Source organism: Micromonospora sp. MP36, assembly GCF_008119785.1.
Taxonomy (GTDB): domain Bacteria; phylum Actinomycetota; class Actinomycetes; order Mycobacteriales; family Micromonosporaceae; genus Micromonospora.
In genome coordinates this window covers 1-18,164 of sequence record NZ_VSFA01000067.1, presented here as the reverse complement: position 1 = coordinate 18,164, position 18,164 = coordinate 1, and the positions used below count along the sequence as shown (strand labels likewise).

Sequence of the window (18,164 nt, the reverse complement as noted above, 5' to 3'; positions counted from 1 at the left end):
CTTGGCGGCCGTCCCCGGCGGGTAGGTTGTCCGGCGATGGCCATTCTCGCTCTGGACCTGGGCACCTCCTCCGTACGCGGACTGGTGCTGGAGGCGGACGCCACCCCGCGCCCCGGCGTGCTGGCCCGCCGGCGGGTGCGGCTGACCACCGGCGAGGACGGCACCGGCACGCTGGACGCCGCCGGCTACCTCGCCTGCCTGGTCGAGTGCCTGGACGAGCTGGCCGACGGCGGCCACCTGCGCGACGTCGACCTGGTGACCGCCTCGGCGCAGTGGCACTCGGTGCTGCCGCTGGGCCGCGGCGGCGAGCCGCTCGGCCCGGTGCTGACCTGGCTGGACACCCGGCCGGAACCGGCCCCGGGCAGCGCCGGCCCGGCCGACCCCGCGGCGTTCCACCAGCGCACCGGCGCGTGGTGGCACCGGTGCTACTGGACGATGCGGCTGCCGTGGCTGCGCGAGCGGGCCGGCAGCCGCGTGGTCCGGTTCGTCGGGCTGGTCGACTACGTCCTCGACGCCCTGCTGGCCGAGGCGCCGATGTCCGTGTCGATGGCCTCCGGCACCGGACTGCTCGACCTGCGCCGGATGGCGTGGGACGCCGAGGCGTGCGCGCTGGCCGGCGTACGCCCCGAGGAGCTGTTGGAGCTGGCCCCGCAACACTGGCGCGGCCGGCTCCGCCCCGAGCACGCCCGGCGCTGGCCGGACCTGGCCGACGCCCGGTGGGCCGCCCCGGTCGGCGACGGCGCGGCGTCCAACGTCGGCTCCGGCTGCGTCGACCCGTCCCGCGCGGCGGTGACCGTGGGCACCTCCGCCGCGGTACGCGTCGTGCGGGCCGTGCCCGCCGGCGCGGCGCTGCCGCCGCTGCCCGACCAGCTCTGGCGCTACCGGGTGGACGACGAGCACGTGGTCACCGGAGCCGCCTACTCCAGCGGCGGGAACCTGTTCGCCTGGGCCAACCGCGAGCTGCGGCTGCCCGCCGGCGCCGAGTTGGAGGCGGCGCTGGCCCGGTCCACCCGGGACCTGCGGGTGCGCGCCGATCCCCGGTTCGGTGGGGACCGCCCGCCGGGAGTCGCCCCCGCCGGCTCTGGTGAGCTGCACGGGCTCAGCTTCGGCAGCACGGCCGTCGACGTCCTCGCCGGGCTGATGACCGGCCTGTGTCGGCTGGTCGCCGACGACCTCGCCGTGCTGGAGTCCGACGTGGACCATCCGTTCGAGGTGGTGCTGGGCGGCGGTGCGATGGCCGCGTCCGCCTGGTGGCGGGGCGCGTTCGCCGACGCGCTGGCCCCGCGTCCGGTGCGTTTGCAACGCAATCCGGAGATCGGGGCGACCGGGGCCGCGTTGGTGGCGCTCGGCCGGGTTGCGGCGGCGGCACACGTCGGCGGTATCGGCCGGACGGACGAGGCGGCCCCGACGAACACCGTAGGCGGTGCCCGGCCGCACTGACCATCCTGATCGCGCGACCGGTCATCCCGTTGACAGGGCCGGCCGGCCTGGTTGGATGGACTCCGCTCCCTGTGCGGCGGGAGTCGACGGGACCGAGGAGGCATGTGTGGGCGCAGGTCCCGACCCGGCTCGCGCAAGGGCCGCCCGCCGGGGCCGGAGCCGGGCCGACCTGGTGGTGCCGCACCGGCGGCACTCGGCCTTCCGGTTGCGGGACTGGCGGATGGGCACCAAGCTCGCGGCGGTGCTGGTCATCCCGTCGCTGGCGTTCCTGGTGCTGGCCGGGGTGCAGACCCGGGGGCTGGTGGGTCAGACCAGCACGCTGAGCGCCTTCGCCGAGCAGGTCGGCATCGGCCGGCAGATCACCGCCGTGGTGGACCGGCTCCAGCAGGAGCGGGACCGCGCGGCCGGAGAACTGGCCGCGCTGCGACGGTCGGGCGCCGGCGCCGACCGAGACGCCGCCATCGCCGCGCTGAAACCGTTGCAGGACGCCGCCAACCAGGCGTTGTCCGAGCTGCGCCGGGCGGCCGAGCCGCTCGCCGACGCCGACGCCGCCTGGCGGGTCGCGTACTCGGAGGTCCTGGAGGCGTACGACCAGGTGGTCTACATCCGAGCCGCGATCCCGCCGGCGGTGCTCAGCAGCGACACCATCCTGAGCAACTATCACCGGGCCATCGCGGCCCTGCTCAACCTGCTGGCCGAGCCGTCGCCCGGGCAGGGCAAGCGGGCGCTCACCGACGCGGTGCTGCGGTACGTGCAGCTGTCCCGGGTCAAGGAGTTCACCTCCCGGATCCGCGCCGAGCTCTACGCCGCCGCCCGGGCCGGCCGGTACGAACTCGACGACCAGGTCACCCTGACCGACCTGCGGGCCCAGCAGCTCACCGCGCTGGGCGCGTTCCGGGTGGCGGCGACCACCGAGCAGGTCCGCCGCTACGACCTGGTGTCGCTGAACCCGGCGTTCGTGGCGGCCGCCCGGCTCGAGGAGCAGACGCTGCCCACCGGCGCCGCCGAGCCGGCGGTGCTCTCCGCGCCCGAATGGTGGGCGGCCAGCGAGCGGCGCCAGGAGCTGCTCGGCAACCTCGAACAGGAGGTCCTCGACGACGCCGTACGCCGCGCCGACGACGCCCGCGCACAGCAGCTGCGGGACACCCTGCTGGTGGTGGGCGGCATCGTCGCGGTGCTGCTGGTCGCGGTGCTGATCTCGCTGCTGATCGGCCGGTCCATCGCCCGGTCCCTGCGGCTGCTGCGCGGCGCGGCACTGCGGATCGCGCAGGTCGAGCTGCCGCACACCCTGGACCGGCTGCGCGCCGTGGACCGCCAGGTCGCGGCGATCGAGGTGCCGCCCGCGGTGGTCCGCTCCCGCGACGAGATCGGCGAGCTGGCGGAGGCGTTCGTGGCCGTGCACCGCAGCGCCGTCGACGTCGCGGTCGAGCAGGCGATGATGCGGCGCAACGTCAACGCCATGTTCGTCAACCTGGCCCGGCGCAGCCAGGTGCTGGTCGAGCGGCAGCTGGAACTCCTCGACCAGCTGGAACGCGAGGAGAACGACCCGGAGCAGCTGGAGAACCTGTTCAAGCTCGACCATCTCGCGGCCCGCATGCGGCGCAACGACGAGAGCCTGCTGGTGCTCGCCGGCACGGAGTCCAGCCGGCGGTGGAACCGGCCGGTCGGGCTGGGCGCGGTGCTGCTCGCGGCGAGCGCCGAAATCGAGCAATACCAGCGGATCCGCCACCGGTCCAGCGCCGCGCTGCACGTCGTCGGCCACGCGGTCGGTGACCTGGTGCACCTGTTCGCCGAACTGCTGGAGAACGCCACCGCCTTCTCCCGGCCGGACACCGTCGTGCACGTCGTCGCCTGGAGCGACGGGACCGGCGCAGTAGTGCAGATCATCGACGAGGGGCTCGGGATGAGCCCGACCGCGTTGGCCGAGGCGAACGCGGTGCTGGCCGAACCGCCGGCCGCGGACGTGGCGGCCTCCGAGCGGATGGGCCTGTTCGTGGTCAGCCACCTAGGCGCCCGGCACGGGGTCGAGGTGAAGTTGCGCAGCGACCACGAGGGCCTGGTGGCCCGGGTGCGCATCCCCGCCGACCTGCTGGCCCCGGCACCCGAACCCGAGCTGGATCAGCCCGCCTCGCCGCGGATGCTCACCCACCAGCTCGCCGCCCGATCCCGGCCCTACGCCGCCGTCCCGCTCACCGCCCCGCCGGCGGACCTGCCAGCGGCGGGACGCCGGCCGGAGATGCCCGCGCCCGAGCTGCCGGTGGCGGGCCGGTTCCCCGGTTTCCCGCCCGACCTGCCGGTGGCCGGCCGCCGTCCGGCGATGCCGTCCGCGGGGATCCACCCCGAGCCGCCGGCCCCGGCCGCGCCGCCGGTGCCGCGGCAGGCCCGCCCGGTGCCGGTGCGGGCCGAGGACGTGCTGACCCCGGCGGCCGGCGCGCCCGCGGGCGGCGGATGGTTCACCCGCCAGGGTCCGTCGTCCGCGATGCTCGGCGTGACCCCGCCGCCGGCCGCGACCCCGGTCACCGCCGGGATCAACGCGCGGGGCCTGCCGGTACGCGTGCCGATGGCCCAGCTCAACGCCCAGCCCGCCCGCCCGGCCGAGCCGGCGCCCCGCCACGACCCGGACCCGGACGCGGTCGGCGGCATGCTGTCCCGCTTCTACAGCGGGGTGCGGCGGGCCGAGGCCGAGGAGACCACCGAATTTTTCCTGCCGCCCGCCGGCCTACGCAGCGAAGGGGGACAACGACCGTGACGACGTTGAGCCAGGAGGCACGCGACCTGAGCTGGTTGGTGAACGCGTTCGCCGAGCGGGTCCCGGGAGTGGCGCACGCCGTGGTGGTCTCCTCCGACGGGCTGCTGGTGGCGATCTCCGCCCACCTGCCCCGCGACCACGCGGACAAGCTCGCCGCGGTGACCTCGGGGCTGATGAGCATCACCGCCGGCGCCGCCCAGATGTTCGACGGGGACATCGTCAAGCAGACCGTGGTCGAGATGGGACGGGGCTACTTCCTGGTCATGCAGATCCGGGACGGCTCCATCCTGGCCACCCTGGCCGGCGCCGACGCCGACATCGGCGTGGTCGGCTACGAGATGGCGCGGCTGGCCAAACAGGCCGGTGAGATGCTTACCCCCGCGCTGCGGGCGGAGCTGCAGCAGGCGCTGCCTCGCTGAGCGGACCGGCCCGGCCGGCGGCGGCGCGTCCCGGCCGGGCCGGCGAGCGTCCCACGCCTGGCTGCGGTGGATGCGGTACGTCCGGTCGTGCCGTGAGGGGTCTGAATCCGCCGGTTTCGAGGAGTGCCCTGGCGATGTAGTGGGTGAGGTTGCGGAAGCCGAGGGCGATGCCGCCGGGCCGCCGGCGATACTGTGGGCGTGGAGTACGTGTCCAGAGTGCCGCGACCGCCGCTGGACGGGCTGATCGACGACCTTTACTACCTGGAGGGTGCGTCGCCGTACGCCCGGCTGACGCTGCCGCCGATGCCGGCGGCGTTGCTCATCGTCAACCTCGGGGCGCCGTTCCGCATCCGCGCCGGCACCGACATCGAGCCGGCCGAGTACGCCGACGGCTGCGTGGTCACCATGCCCACCCGCGCGTTGGAGTTCGGCTACCCACTCCGCACCCGGTCCGTCGGCGTGCACTTCAAGCCGTGGGGGCTGGCGCCGTTCCTGCCGATGCCCGCAGCCGAGCTGTGTGACCGGCCGGTGACGGTAGAGCAGGTTTGGGGCCGGCCCGCCATTGCTGAGCTGCGAGACCGGCTGGCCACGGCGGACGGACCGCACGAGATGCTGACGCTGCTCGAGGAAGAGCTAACACGACGGCTGTGCGAGACCGCCGGCCTGGGACTGGTCCGCCATACGAGCAGCGTCATCGCGGCGACCAGCGGGGCGGTGGCGATCGGCGACCTGAGGGTGGCAGCCGGTGTCAGCAGCACTCATCTGGCACAGCGGTTCAAGGAGCTCATCGGCGTCACGCCGAAGCGGCTGGCCCGCACCTACCGCTTCGCCGCCACCGTGTTCGCGATCGACCCCGCCGGACCGATCGACTGGGGCGACCTCGCCGGTCGCGCGGGCTACTTCGACCAGGCCCACTTCGGCCACGAGTTCCGGGCGTTCACCGGGCTCACGCCGACCCGGTACGTCGAAGTCCGGCGGCAGTTCCTGCGCGAGCATCCCGGCCACGTGCTGGACAGCTGGCCGCTGCCGGCCGATTGATTTCTTACAAGAGCGACAGCGCACGACACGCTAATTTTGGGGGCATCCCAAAGCAGAGGAGCGCCCCGTGGGCAAGGTGGTCATGTACAGCTCGGTGTCGGTGGACGGCTTCGTCGCGGACGAGAATGACCAGCCCGGACCGCTGTTCGACTGGTTGTCCAGCGGTGACGTCCCGTTGGACGAGAGCGGCGAGTTGAAGGTGTCGCAGACGTCCTACGACTACACCCGGCCGTACTGGGACCAGATCGGGGCGACAATCGTCGGCCGCCACGTCTTCGACATGACGGACGGCTGGGACGGGAAGCCTCCGGGCGGGATCGACCACGTGGTCGTCGTGACGCACCGGCCGGAGCCCGAGGGCTGGGACCCCGAGGCGCCGTTTCACTTCGTCGACGGCGTCGAGGCAGCCGTGGCCAAGGCGCAGGAGCTTGCGGGTGACCGCATGGTCGAGGTCGCCGCTGGCGACGTCGGTGGCCAGGTGCTTGCCGCGGGCCTGGTCGACGAGGTGCGCATGGACGTCGTACCCGTCGTGTTCGGGTCCGGCAAGCGCTACTTCGGGTCGGTCCACGCGCAGCACCTGTTGGAGGACCCTGACGTAGTGATTCAGGGCAACCGGGTGCTTCACCTGCGCTATCGGGTGCGCCGCTGACCGATCTGAGCGGGTACGCGAAGAAGTCCACTGAACGGTGACACAAGATCGGGCCTCCGGCTGCGTCTGCGGAGGGTCGGTGGTCGCGCATGGCCGCGCTCCTGAAGCCGGGTGGCGTGTTCGCCTCATTCGGTGGACCACTCCAGCTGGCTGATCACATCACCGTCCATCTCGCGCGTCGTCGCTGCGAGCAGGTGCCTCGACAATCAGATGCCCGTCCGGCGGTGGGCACGGCGATGACATGAACGTCTGCAGGCGGTCATCCGGACATGCCGAGATCAGTACGTCTGCTTCTTCCCGCTCGGCACATCGAATGGCGCGGTTGCGGGCTCATCGAGGCGAGGATCGTTTCCTCGATTTCAGTGTTTCGCCCGTTGGCGAAGGACGTCTCCGTGCCTGTGATCGCGAATCCTGCTCTCTGCAGCACCTTCAGCGATCCCACGTTGTCACTCGCGGCGCGGGCGAACAAGGGCCGGACGTGGACCGTTTCCAGAAGGAGGGCCAGCGCTCGGGAAGCGATGCGCTGTCCCCAGAACGATCTGTCGATCCAGTAGGTAACTTCGGTGTCGCCGTCGATGACGAAGCTGGCGATACTGCCGACGAGCTGTCCATCGAGCGTGATCACGCGGTTTGTGACGTCGGGTGATGTCCTGATCTTCACCATGTGGGCATCGAAGCGGTGCGATCATCGGGGTCCTTGGCGGTAAAGGCCGCCATCCGGACCGACTCGGGATCCCGCATCTGTTCGAAGAGCGCGTCGAGGTCGGAGTCGTCGACCGGTCGCAGCGCCACCTCAGCCTCAGCCACAAACGCCCCCAAACTTGATCCAGCATCCATCAGTGGGGAAACATACCCACAGCCTCCGACAGTCTGTGGAGATCCAACGTCCGCATCTGGCCGCTGGCCGAGCGTCACGCACGGTAGCCGTCGGGAAACCGCGCCGACGAGTCACCGTCCTTGCGGGCTTTCGCCGCGGCGAACCAGGCATCGGAAAACCGGCGCAACACCGACCGGGCGCCCACCGAATCCAGCTCACCGAAGGTGCCCGGCCCCGAGTCGGCCAACTCCCGACACAACGCCTGATAACCGACCAGCGGCGCGTCCTGGCGGCGGCGTCGTCACCCGTTGATCTCCAGGACAGGCCCACACGTCACCAGCCGAACGCAGCAACCCGAAACACCGCCGCCGCTGCCCAACCGTCACCCGCACCGCAACACGAGCCGTGCGATACACCACCATGGGCGCGGCCGGATCCCGACGGCGAGGCACGACCACACCCAACACCACCGGTACGACAATTTCCGGCAGCGGCCCACCCGACGAACGTTGGTGGACACCGCATTAGCATCGTCGGGATGGCAACGCGGCTTGTTCAAATCAACATGAAGGCTCGGGACGACTCCGCGCTGGGCGGTTTCTGGGCGGAGGTGCTCGGCTGGGGAGTCTCCAGCGAGGGGCCCGGCGTGACCAACCTCGAACCCGAGGACTTCGTCTACCCCGACCCCGTCGCTGTCTGCATCGACCTCGTCGTCTCGCCGGAACCCAAGACGGTGAAGAACCGGGTGCACGTCGACCTCGCCACCACCTCGGCGGCCCATCAGGCGGAGGTGGTCACGCGCCTGAAGGATCTCGGCGCGACACCCGCCGACGTGGGTCAGGGTGACGTGCCGTGGACGGTCATGGCCGACCCAGAGGGCAACGAGTTCTGTGTGCTGGATCCCCGACCGCTCTACCGGGACACTGGACCGATCGCCGCGGTAGTGGTCGACTGCGCGGATCCGCGAGCCATGGCCCGCTTCTGGGGCGAGGCCATGGACTGGACCGTGCACGAGGTGACCGACCACAAGGCGGTAATGCGCTCCGCCAAGGGCGTCGGCCCGTATCTGCAGTTCATTCGCACACCCGACGTGAAGACCGGGTGGAACCGCGTCCATCTCGACATCCGCCCATACCCAGGCGACGACCCGGAGGCCGAGGCGGCCAGACTGCGGACGCTCGGTGCCACCGCCATCGACCTGGACCCCGATGTCCCGTGGACCGTCCTCGCCGACCCGGAAGGCAACGAGTTCTGCCTCCTCGCCCCAGCCTGACCCAAACCCACTTCATCCGCCCACTACGGCACCAGCCCGGACTTTTGCGATGCGCCTAGCCGGCATTGCTTACGAGTAACTCGCTGGATCTGTACCTCCACGTCCAGGCGGCGGCCTGATCGGCGGTGGCAGATTTCGATCGGCGCGGATGAGAAGACCGCGATCAGGCCCGCCGCCAGGGCGGGTTAGCCGCGTTCGTCCTCGCATCGGCCGTGTGGTTACCGGCGAGCACGAAACGACCGGCATCCCGCTCTACTCTGAGGATCTTGAGCAGGGGTGAAGCCCGGGCATTACACACTCCGTGCCCGTCATCGCGCATCCCATCGGCCAAGGCGTCTCGAGACAGAGACGGGTCGGCCTGTTGGACCGTCCGCTGATCGTCTCTGCCGTGGTCGATCATGCCGAACAGCAACTTGACCGAGACGAGCATGGACAGGCGCTGGCCACCCGGCCAGCGCCTGCCGATGGGATCGGGGCCGCCAACGGCGACGTGCGCCGCGAGACTGACCACGGTACCGACCACAAGCGCGCAAGATCGTCCACGGACTACGCCTGCCCACCCTCGACGACCTCGGGCCCGCCGGAGCCCTGCGTTCCCAGGCGGACCGGCTGACCGCAGGATGCGCACTGCAGGTCACCATCGACAGCGACGGCCTACCGGAGCTGCCCGCTGCGATCGAGGTCGCCGCCTACCGCACTGCCGTCGAGGCGATCACCAACACGGTGCGGCACAGCAACGGGCACCTGCAGCCAGGCCATCGTCCGCGCCCGCGACGCCGGCCTGGGCCGCCCACGCTGACCGCTGCCCCCACAGTGCACAGTGAGATTTTCCACTGTCTCCGTATCGATAACCTTATTTACATCGCAGGACGGGCTGGTGAGCATGACCGCATGCTCACCACCGGGGGACACACCGAAGCCATTCACCCTCACGACCACGTACGGTGGCGCCGTAAGACCGGCCGCCTCGCGCTGGCCGTATCGCTGGCGCTGGTCCTGCTCCTCTCCCCGGCGGCCACCGCCCGCGCCGCCGAACCGCCCGCCGGCGGCATGTCCGCGGCCGCACTCAACGCGGCCTTCGCCGCGTACGGCGACAGCAGTGGCCGGTGGAACGGCGGTGACAGCACCGCCTCGGTGCAGCTCCCCGACGGCCGGGTGGTGTGGCTTTTCTCGGACACCTTCGTCGGGCCGGTGAACGCCGACGGCTCCCGGCCGGCCTTCCAACCGATGATCCACAACTCGATCGTGGTGCAGGACGGCGCCGCGCTCACCGAGACGCTCACCGGCGGTACGGCGGAGGGGCCGGCGTCGCTGGTCGGCGGGGAGCGCGACGGCGACCCGGCCAACGCCGGGTATTGGGTGGCCGACGGCACGGTGGAGGGCACGACGCTGCAGGTGCTCTACAACCACTACCGGCGCACTGGGACGCACCCGCTCGACGTGGCGCTGGACGGCACCTCCCTCGCCTCCTTCGACCTGCCGGGCCTGGCCCTGCGCTCGCTGACGCCGCTGCCGCTGGGCAGCCGGATCGCCTGGGGCTCGGCGATCCTCGAGGACGGCGATACCACGTACGTCTACGGCACCAGCCTGCGCAACGACGCCGGTCCGGTGAAGTCCGTCTACCTGGCCAAGGTCGCGGCCGGGCAGCTCGCCGGCGCCTGGCAGTTCTGGACGGGCACCGGCTGGTCGGACCGCGAGTCCGACGCCGGGCGGCTGATGGGGGGAGTGACCACCGCGTTCGGCGTGCAGAAGGTCGGCGGCGAGTACGTCCTGATCACCGTGGACGGCAACCTGGTGTTCAACTCTGAGGTGGTGGCCTACACGGCCCCCTCGCCCACCGGCCCGTTCACCGGCCCGGTCCACCTGTTCCGGGCGCCCGAGCCGCAGCCGGGCCGGGAGATCATCGTTTACGACGCCCGCTTCCACCCGGAGCTGGCCCGGTCCGGGAAGCTGCTCGTCTCGTACAACCTCAACAGCCTCGCCGCCGGCGACAACCAGACCGACGCCGGCCTCTACCGGCCCCGGTTCGTGGAGGTGGACTGGCCGCGCCCGGCACCCGACCCGGCGACCCTGCCGCCGGTCCCGGCCGGGCTGGCCGTCACCGCCGACGAGCAGCGCAACGCCCAGCTCACCTGGACCGCCTCGGCCGGCGCCACCGCCTACCGGGTCTACCGGCGCGACGTCTCGTACGGCCAGAGCCACCCCGTGCGGCTGCCGAACGACCTGCCGGCACCATCCTTCACCGACGCGGGTCTGGTCGACGGCCACCTCTACGAGTTCTCCATCGCCGCGGTGAACGCCAACGGGGAGAGCGCCCGGTCGGCTCCGGTGGCGGTCACCGCCCGGGGCGGCCCGACCCAGGAGGGCACCTTCCAGACCGCGCCGGAGGGCACCGCCATCGCCGGGTCGTACCTGGTGGACCTGCGCGACAACGCCGCAGCCGGTGAGTACGGCATCCGGGAGATCGCCGGCCGCCTGGTCGCCCGCTACGGCGGCACGCTGGAGTCGGTCTACTCGGCCGTCCTCGGCGGGTTCTCGATGACCGGCCTGACCGACGCCCAGGCCCGCCAGCTCGCCACCGACCCGGCGGTCGAGGCGGTCGAGGAGGACCAGCAGGCCGAGCTCGACGGGGCCACCACCGGCGGGGTCCAGCAGTCCCCACCGTCCTGGGGCCTGGACCGGATCGACGGCACGCCCGACGGCAGGTACGTCTATCCGTCGACCGGCGCCGGGGTGAACGTCTACGTCGTGGACACCGGTGTCCGCATCACCCACGAGGACTTCGGCGGCCGGGCCGAGCACGGCTTCAGCGTCCTGCCTCGGCCCGATCCCGACCTGTGCGCCGCGCACGGCACCCACGCCGCCGGCATCGCCGGCGGATCCTCCTACGGGGTGGCCAAGCAGTCCGAGGTGGTGGACGTACAGGTCGGTTGCAGGGAGCTTCCCGAGTACAGCGTGGCCCGGATCACCGCCGGCGTGAACTGGGTCGTCGAGAACGCGTCCCAACCCGCCGTGATGAACATGAGCCTGTCCGTGCGGCGGCCCTCCCGCGACCGGGACAGCCTTGCCAAGGCCGTGCGGGAGGCGGTGCAGAAGAACGTCACGGTGGTCGCCGCCGCCGGCAACCAGGGCGAGGACAGCTGCGACAGGATACCCGCGAGCATCCCCGAGGTAATCACCGTCGCAGCCACCCAGCAGGGGGACCGGCGGTGGCCGGACAGCAACTTCGGATCCTGCGTCGACCTCTTCGCCCCCGGCGCGAACATCACGTCCGCCGGGCACACGCAGGACGACGGCCCGAGCACGGGCAGCGGTACGTCGGCGGCCGCGCCGCACGTGGCCGGCGCTGCCGCGCTGGTGCTGCAGGCGCACCGGACCTACCAGCCCAAGCAGGTGGCCGACGCGCTCATCGGCCAGGCCGAGCAGGGCGTGGTCACGGATCCCGGTGTGGGTACGCCCAACCGGCTGCTGCGGGTGGCGCCGCCGCTGGCCGAGGCGCCCACCGGCCTGACCGCCAGCCCGGCCGACGACGGCACCATCAACCTGGCCTGGCAGCCGGTCGACGCCGACGGGGTCAGCTACCGGGTCTCGCAGCGGGACGTGACCGCCGGGCAGCCGGACCTCACCCCGTGGGACACCGACGTGTACAGCGGCACCACCGCGGTCGCGAAGAACCTCGTGCCCGGGCACACCTACGAGTTCACCGTGGCCGCCGTGAACACCATGGCGGTCAGCCCGCCGTCGAACGTCGCCACCGCGAAGTCGACCATCGCCCCGCCGCCCGCCCCGGGCGGGCTGACCGCGACCGCCCAGGGCAACGGCACGATCAAGCTGACCTGGACGGAGCCGCAGCCGGACGTCTGGTACTGGGTCTACCAGCGCGACGTCACCGCCGACGAGCAGGAGTTCACCAAGCTGCCGCTGCCGATCACCGAGTGCTGCCAGATGGAGGCAGGCTTCCTCGTCCACGGCCACACGTACGAGTTCAAGGTCAGCGCCACCAACCGGGGCGGGGAGGGCCCGGCGTCGGCGCCGGCGAGCGCGACCGTGTTCTTCGACGCGCCGGCACCGCCGACCAACCTGCGAGCCGCGCCGGGCGACGGGCGGGCCACTCTGACCTGGGACCCGTCGCCCACCCCCGACGTCTGGTACTGGGTCTACCAGCGAGACGCCACCGAGAACGAGGAGTGGCAGCAGCTCCCCCTGCCGATCAGCGACTGCTGCACGATGCCCGCGCAGTTCCTGACCAACGGCCACGACTACGAGTTCAAGGTGACCGCGACCCGGGGTTCGGAGAGCGTCGCGAGCAACGTCGTCCGGGTCAAGCCCATGCCCGCCAAGCCGGGCAAGCCCACCAACCTGCGCCTGCAACCGCTGCCGACCGGGGAGATCACCCTGACCTGGGACGCTCCCGGACCAGACCTCTACTACCGGGTCTACTGGCGGGACGTGACCGCCGGGGAAACGTCGTTCCGGCGCAGCGACGTGCCGACCGACGCCACGACCGCGACCTGGGGCTTCCTCACCCACCAGCACGTGTACGAGTTCAAGGTGACCGGCGAGAACCTGGCCGGCGAGGGCCCGGCGTCCGACCCGGCGCAGGCCAAGAGCCAGGTCGCGCTGCCGAAGGCGCCCACCAACCTGCGGGCCAGCGCCGCCGGCAGCCTGGAGATCGCGCTGTCCTGGGACGCACCCGGGCCGAACGTCCTCTACTGGGTGTACTGGCGCGACGTGACGGCGGGCGAGACCACCTTCCGCAAGTCGCAGTACCCCACCGACCGCACCGAGGCGACCTGGCAATACCTGACCAACCAGCACGTCTACGAATTCAAGGTCAGCGCCACCAACGTCGCAGGCGAGGGGCCGGCATCGGCGACGGCTCGGGCCACCGCGGTCGGCATCGCGCCGCAGCCCCCGACGAACCTGAACGCGACCCCCGGCGACGGCGCCGTCCGGCTCACCTGGACCGCCAGCCCCACCGCCGGGGTCGACTACGTCGTCTACCTGCGGGACACCACGAAGGGGCAGTCCTGGCAGAAACTGCCCTACCCCGTCGGCTCCTGCTGCACCTTCACCGCCCAGTACCTGACCAACGGCGACACCTACGAGTTCAAGGTGGCCGCGACGAACGCCGGCGGGGAGAGCAAACCGTCGAACGTGGCCACCGCCAAGCCGATGCCTCCGTTCCCGCAGCCGCCGACGAACCTGCGGGCCACCGCCGGTGACGGCGAGGTCAGACTCGCCTGGTCGGCGAGCCCCACGCCGAACGTGTACTACTGGATCGAGTACCGCAAGGCCGGCGGCTCCTGGACCCGGTTAAAATACCCGCTCAGCACCTGCTGCACGTTCACCGTTGGCTACCTGAACAACGGCACCACGTACGAGTTCCGGGCCCGCGCCACCAACGTCGCCGGGGACAGCAGCCCCTCGAACACCGACAGCGCCCGGCCGATGCCGCCGTTCCCGCAGCCGCCGTCGAACCTGTCGGCGACCGCGGCGGGCGACGGAAAGGTCAAGCTGACCTGGTCGGCGAGCCCGACGCGGAACGTGTACTACTGGATCGAGTACCGCAAGGCCGGCGGCTCCTGGATCCGGCTGGAATACCCGGTCACCACCTGCTGCTCGTTCACCGTCAAGTACCTCACCAACGGCGTCACCTACGAGTTCCGAGTGCGGGCCACCAACCTCGCCGGGACCAGCGCCGCCTCGAACACCGACAGCGCGCGGCCGATGCCACCGTTCCCGCAGCCGCCGACGAACCTGCGGGGAACCGCCGGGGACAGCCAGGTCAAGCTGACCTGGTCGGCCAGCCCAACCCCGAACGTGCTGTACAACGTCTACCAGCGCGACGCCAGCCTCAACGGCTGGTGGGAGAAGCTGCCCTACCCGGTCAGCGGGACGTCGCTCACCGCCCGTTACCTGGCCAACGGGCACGTGTACAACTTCAAGATCACAGCGATCAACGTGGCCGGCGAGAGCAGCCCGTCGAACATCATCAGCGTCATGCCCCGCTGGGCGGACGGAACAGCCGCTTCGGCGTCGGTGACCAGCAGCTGGATCTTCAACGACTACCAGGGGTTCGACCCGATCCAGCGCTACGACGTCACCGCCTCGGTGCGGGGCACCCGGGACGGCGACTACCTCCGGCTGAACGGGGACTGGCACACCAACAACGGCAAGACGCTGCTCTCCGGCATCTTCTGGTATCTCATCATCGACTGCACCGAGGGCTATGTGGTTGCGCACGACACATTGGCCTATGAGACCGGCCCGGCCACCGGCGGCGGCATCAGCTTCCAGTACCGGATGAACCCGCAGCGGATGTACAAGGTCCAGGTATGGGGCCAGGGCGATCTCACCTACATGAACGGCATCTACGGCAAGTTCGCCCGGTACCCAGCCCGGGGAATCATCCCGTTCATCAACGAGACCGCATGCTTCTGACCGATCGCCGAGCGCACGGCGGTTGACCGATCCGGTCGGCCCTGCCCCGCGGCACAGCCGCGGGGCAGAGCCTTCGCCGGTCAGGGCGAGGCGAGCGCCTCCGTCGGCGCGAGCCGGGCCGCCCGGATCGCCGGGTACAAGCACGTCCGGATCTGGGCCGCCGATCGGGCATCGCGGTACGTGACGGGGGCGTTGGCCCCCGATGCGCAGGGCTTCGCGTCGGCGTCAGGCTCACAGGAGCAGGCCGCCCGTTGCGCGGATGTTCTGACCAGTGATCCACTGCGCGTCGGGGCCGGCGAGGAAGGCGACCACGGCCGCGATGTCGTCGGGCTGGCCGAGCCGTTGCAACGCGGTGAGGGCGACGGTTTGGGCCAGGGCCTCCGGGGGGTTGGCGGCACGCAGCAGGTCGGTCTCGGTCGCGCCCGGCGAGATCGTGTTGACCGTGATGCCACGGCCGCCGAACTCTCGGGCGGCGACCGCGGTGAACTGTTCGAGCGCGGCCTTGCTGGCACAGTAGAGGGAGTGGCCGGGCGCCGGCACCACCGTGTTGAGGGTGGAGATGTTGATGATGCGGCCGTTGTCGCGCAGCAGCGGCGCCGCCTCGCGCATGGCCAGCACGGGGAATTTGGTGTTGACCGTCAAGACCCGGTCGAGCTCGTCCTCGGTCAGGTCGGCGATCAACATTCGTGGGTTGATGGCGGCGTTGTTGACGAGGATGTCCAGGCCGTCGCGAACCGGTTGGAACATCGCCGAGATGCTGGTGAGTTCTTCCTGGTCGGCGCGGACGGCGGTCGTGCCGGCGAGTTGGCTGACGAGGTCATCGGCCGCCATCTTGTTCTCCTTGTACGTGAACACGACCGTTGCGCCTTCGCGGGCGAGTCGCTGCACGATCGCCCGGCCGATCCCCCGCGAACCGCCGGTCACGAGTGCTGTCTTACCGGTGAGCCTCATGCCGGGGACGCTATTCGGGGACGCGCTCGCGGTATTGAAAGAATGCGCACAGCTCGGTGGGCGTCAGGCCGGACATGGCGCGGATCTCCCGGTTGAAGTGCGGCTGGTCGGCGTACCCGCAGTCGACCGCCGTCCGCGGCAGGCCAGCGGACTGGGTGAGCAGGTGTACGGCGCGCTGAAAGCGGGCGATCCTGGCGACGGTGCCGGGCGACAGGCCGATCTGCCGTTGGAACCGGAGCTCAAGGTTGCGTCGGCTGACGCCGAGCTCGTCGGCCAACGTGCTGATCCGGAGCCGATTCGCGGATCGCTGGAGTCGCCACCAGGCGTGCATCGTCAGCCGGTCCGGCTGCCGGTCGGCGGCGAGCCGAGCGGTCAAGTAGTCGTCCAGCACCGCGAACCATGTCGGCCGGTCCGGTGCCTCCCCCAGCCGCTCGGCCAACTCCGCCTCCCGGTGGCCGAGGAGATCCGCCAGTTGGAAGGTGCCGCCGGCTAACTCCCGCATCGGTATGCCGAGGAGGGCGGTGGTCCCGGCCGGCGTCAAGCCGATGGAGACGCCGTCTCCCCACGCGGTCTGCTCGTGGATGACGGGGCCACTGCGGGGTCCGGTGATCACCCTGCTCGGCCCGGCGAAGTCGACGATCATCGTGGTCAGGTTCATCGGCAGGACGCGGTGCCGGACGGCTGCCCCCGAACCGGAACGGAAGCCCGCGTAGCCCACGACATACGGGCGCAGTCGCGGATGCGGGAGGCTGACGAATGTTTCGCACGGCTCGGGATCGACCAGCACCGGTACGGAGTGCACGTGGCTCACAGCAGCCATCATCCGCTCGTCACGGCGCTGATACGAGGTGTCGGCTCGCTTCTAGAGGCCGTTGTCGTGGATCACCGTGCGGTACCAGTGGGCGCTGCGCTTGAGCACCCGGCGCTGCGTCGGGTAGTCCACGTAGACCAGTCCCCAGCGCTGGTCGTATCCCTCGGCCCACTCGAAGTTGTCCAGCAGCGACCAGACGTGGTAGCTCTCCAGCGGCACGCCGTCGCGGATCGCCCGGTGGGCGGCGGCGAGGTGGTCGCGGAGGAAGTCGATCCGGGCGGCGTCGTCGACCGTGCCGTCGGGTGCGAGGGTGTCCGGGCAGGGCAGCCCGTTCTCGGTGACGGTGAGCGGGATCGGCCCGTAGTCGCGGGTGACCCGGGTGAGGATGTCGTACATCCCCTGCGGGTAAAGCTGCTGCCACTCCGCCTCGGAGGTTGGCCACCTCCGCACCGTCGTGCCCTGGCCGGTGACGTAGATGGGCGTGTAGTACTGCACCGCGAGCAGGTCCACCGGGCTGGCGATCACCGCGAGGTCGCCGTCGCGGATGCCCCGTACCATCCGGCTGTCCGCGCCCAGGTCGGCCAGCACGTCCTGCGGGTAGGCGCCATTGAGCACCGGGTCCAGGTAGAGCCGGTTCTCGTAGCCGTCGTAGAGCCGGGTCGCGGCCGCCGTCTCGGCGGTGTCGTCGGCCGGGTAGCAGGGGTGCAGGTTGAGCGCCGGGCCGATCCGCCCGTCGACGCCGGCGGCGCGCAGCGCGCGTACGGCGAGGCCGTGGGCGAGCTGGAGGTGGTGGGCGACTAGGTACGCGGCGTCCGGGTCCTGCCGGCCGGGGGCGTGGTGCCCCGTCAGGTAGCCGTTCTGCACGACGGTCTTCGGCTCGTTGATGGTCAGCCAGGCCGGCACGCGGTCGCCGAGGGCGCGGAAGACGATGTCCGCGTACGCGCCGAAGCGTTCGGCGGTGTCGCGGTTCTCCCAGCCGCCGGCGTCCTGCAGGGCCTGCGGGAGGTCCCAGTGGAACAGGGTGGCCATCGGGGCGATGCCACGTTCGTGCAGCCCGTCCACGAGGCGGTGGTAGAAGTCGAGGCCGCGCTGGTTGGGTCGGCCGGAGCCGTCGGCCTGGATGCGTGACCAGGAGATGGAGAACCGGTAGCTGCGCAGCCCGAGGTCGCGCATGAGGTCCAGGTCCTGGGCGTAGCGGTGGTAGTGGTCGGCGGCGACGTCGCCGGTGTCGCCGTTGCGGATCCGTCCCGGGGTGTGGCTGAAGGTGTCCCAGATCGACTCGCCCCGGCCGTCCTCCTTGGCGGCGCCCTCGATCTGGTAGGCCGAGGTGGCCGCGCCCCAGCCGAAGCCGGGCGGGAAGCGCAGCGACCCGGGCGTGGGGTCCGCCTCCCGGGTGGTGTCGGGCGTGTCGTCGCAGCCGGCGGCGGCGGACGCGGCGGTCCCGGCCGCAGTGGTGCCGGCGAGCCCGGTGCGGACCGCGCCGGCGGCGGTCGCGGAGTGGGCGGCGTGCCGGAGCAGGCGCCGTCGGGTGAGTAGCGACATGCGTTTCTGCTTCCTACTTCTTGCTCATTGC

General features: G+C 71.3%; 14 protein-coding genes. 7 read left to right on the top strand and 7 right to left on the bottom strand.

The window, feature by feature from the left end; genetic code table 11:
* The first annotated feature begins 36 nt into the window (after nt 1–36).
* The 5 genes from FXF52_RS29505 (at nt 37) to FXF52_RS29485 (ending at nt 6,295) form a co-directional block, all read left to right on the top strand.
* Nucleotides 37–1,440: an FGGY family carbohydrate kinase gene (locus FXF52_RS29505; protein ID WP_148801605.1), complete on the top strand. Its 1,404-nt coding sequence runs from the start codon at nt 37–39 to the stop codon at nt 1,438–1,440.
* 106 nt (nt 1,441–1,546) lie between these two features.
* Nucleotides 1,547–4,189, top strand: a complete 2,643-nt coding sequence (locus FXF52_RS29500) for a nitrate- and nitrite sensing domain-containing protein (RefSeq protein ID WP_148801604.1) — start codon at nt 1,547–1,549, stop codon at nt 4,187–4,189.
* Nucleotides 4,190–4,194: 5 nt separating this feature from the next.
* A complete protein-coding gene (locus FXF52_RS29495) occupies nt 4,195–4,608 on the top strand; it encodes a roadblock/LC7 domain-containing protein (RefSeq protein WP_218012428.1) in 414 nt (137 codons plus the stop codon).
* A 198-nt stretch (nt 4,609–4,806) separates the two neighbouring features.
* Nucleotides 4,807–5,646: a helix-turn-helix domain-containing protein gene (locus tag FXF52_RS29490; protein ID WP_255472466.1), complete on the top strand. Its 840-nt coding sequence runs from the start codon at nt 4,807–4,809 to the stop codon at nt 5,644–5,646.
* 67 nt (nt 5,647–5,713) lie between these two features.
* Complete coding sequence (locus FXF52_RS29485) at nt 5,714–6,295, top strand: dihydrofolate reductase family protein (protein WP_148801602.1); 582 nt, start codon at nt 5,714–5,716, stop codon at nt 6,293–6,295.
* A gap of 259 nt (nt 6,296–6,554) precedes the next feature.
* Here the strand turns inward: FXF52_RS29485 and FXF52_RS29475 are convergent, their stop codons facing one another.
* The 3 genes from FXF52_RS29475 to FXF52_RS41940 form a co-directional block, all read right to left on the bottom strand.
* Nucleotides 6,555–6,959 (bottom strand): GNAT family N-acetyltransferase, encoded by a 405-nt coding sequence (locus FXF52_RS29475; RefSeq protein ID WP_255472465.1) that lies wholly within the window; start codon nt 6,957–6,959, stop codon nt 6,555–6,557.
* The gene (locus tag FXF52_RS43375; RefSeq protein WP_255472464.1) at nt 6,953–7,102 is read right to left on the bottom strand and encodes a GNAT family N-acetyltransferase; all 150 of its coding nucleotides are present in this window, start codon (nt 7,100–7,102) and stop codon (nt 6,953–6,955) included. Before FXF52_RS43375 ends, FXF52_RS29475 begins: the two co-directional genes overlap by 7 nt.
* 104 nt (nt 7,103–7,206) lie before the next feature.
* Nucleotides 7,207–7,359 carry a hypothetical protein gene (locus FXF52_RS41940; RefSeq protein WP_187413781.1) on the bottom strand — a complete coding sequence of 51 codons (153 nt, stop codon included), beginning with the start codon at nt 7,357–7,359 and terminating at the stop codon, nt 7,207–7,209.
* A gap of 291 nt (nt 7,360–7,650) precedes the next feature.
* Here FXF52_RS41940 and FXF52_RS29470 point away from each other — a divergent pair, with 291 nt between their 5' ends.
* The gene (locus tag FXF52_RS29470; protein WP_148801601.1) at nt 7,651–8,385 is read left to right on the top strand and encodes a VOC family protein; all 735 of its coding nucleotides are present in this window, start codon (nt 7,651–7,653) and stop codon (nt 8,383–8,385) included.
* A 163-nt stretch (nt 8,386–8,548) separates the two neighbouring features.
* On the opposite strand, the gene FXF52_RS29465 is transcribed toward FXF52_RS29470, so the two are convergent.
* Complete coding sequence (locus FXF52_RS29465; RefSeq protein WP_148801600.1) at nt 8,549–8,896, bottom strand: hypothetical protein; 348 nt, start codon at nt 8,894–8,896, stop codon at nt 8,549–8,551.
* A gap of 380 nt (nt 8,897–9,276) precedes the next feature.
* Here FXF52_RS29465 and FXF52_RS29460 point away from each other — a divergent pair, with 380 nt between their 5' ends.
* Nucleotides 9,277–14,829: a fibronectin type III domain-containing protein gene (locus FXF52_RS29460; RefSeq protein WP_148801599.1), complete on the top strand. Its 5,553-nt coding sequence runs from the start codon at nt 9,277–9,279 to the stop codon at nt 14,827–14,829.
* Nucleotides 14,830–15,060: 231 nt separating this feature from the next.
* On the opposite strand, the gene FXF52_RS29455 is transcribed toward FXF52_RS29460, so the two are convergent.
* The 3 genes from FXF52_RS29455 to FXF52_RS29445 are packed head-to-tail and all read right to left on the bottom strand — an operon-like array spanning nt 15,061 to nt 18,133.
* Nucleotides 15,061–15,780 carry an SDR family oxidoreductase gene (locus FXF52_RS29455; protein WP_148801598.1) on the bottom strand — a complete coding sequence of 240 codons (720 nt, stop codon included), beginning with the start codon at nt 15,778–15,780 and terminating at the stop codon, nt 15,061–15,063.
* A gap of 10 nt (nt 15,781–15,790) precedes the next feature.
* On the bottom strand, nt 15,791–16,591 hold the full coding sequence (locus tag FXF52_RS29450) for a helix-turn-helix domain-containing protein (protein WP_222870750.1): 801 nt from the start codon (nt 16,589–16,591) through the stop codon (nt 15,791–15,793).
* A gap of 51 nt (nt 16,592–16,642) precedes the next feature.
* On the bottom strand, nt 16,643–18,133 hold the full coding sequence (locus FXF52_RS29445) for a GH1 family beta-glucosidase (protein WP_148801596.1): 1,491 nt from the start codon (nt 18,131–18,133) through the stop codon (nt 16,643–16,645).
* Nucleotides 18,134–18,164 lie beyond the last annotated feature (31 nt).

Coding starts and splice junctions, on each gene's coding strand:
- FXF52_RS29505 (WP_148801605.1), top strand. CDS start 37: ATGGCCATTCTCGCTCTGGACCTGGGCACCTCCTCCGTACGCGGACTG.
- FXF52_RS29475 (WP_255472465.1), bottom strand. CDS start 6,959: ATGGTGAAGATCAGGACATCACCCGACGTCACAAACCGCGTGATCACG.
- FXF52_RS29470 (WP_148801601.1), top strand. CDS start 7,651: ATGGCAACGCGGCTTGTTCAAATCAACATGAAGGCTCGGGACGACTCC.
- FXF52_RS29460 (WP_148801599.1), top strand. CDS start 9,277: ATGCTCACCACCGGGGGACACACCGAAGCCATTCACCCTCACGACCAC.
- FXF52_RS29455 (WP_148801598.1), bottom strand. CDS start 15,780: ATGAGGCTCACCGGTAAGACAGCACTCGTGACCGGCGGTTCGCGGGGG.
- FXF52_RS29445 (WP_148801596.1), bottom strand. CDS start 18,133: ATGTCGCTACTCACCCGACGGCGCCTGCTCCGGCACGCCGCCCACTCC.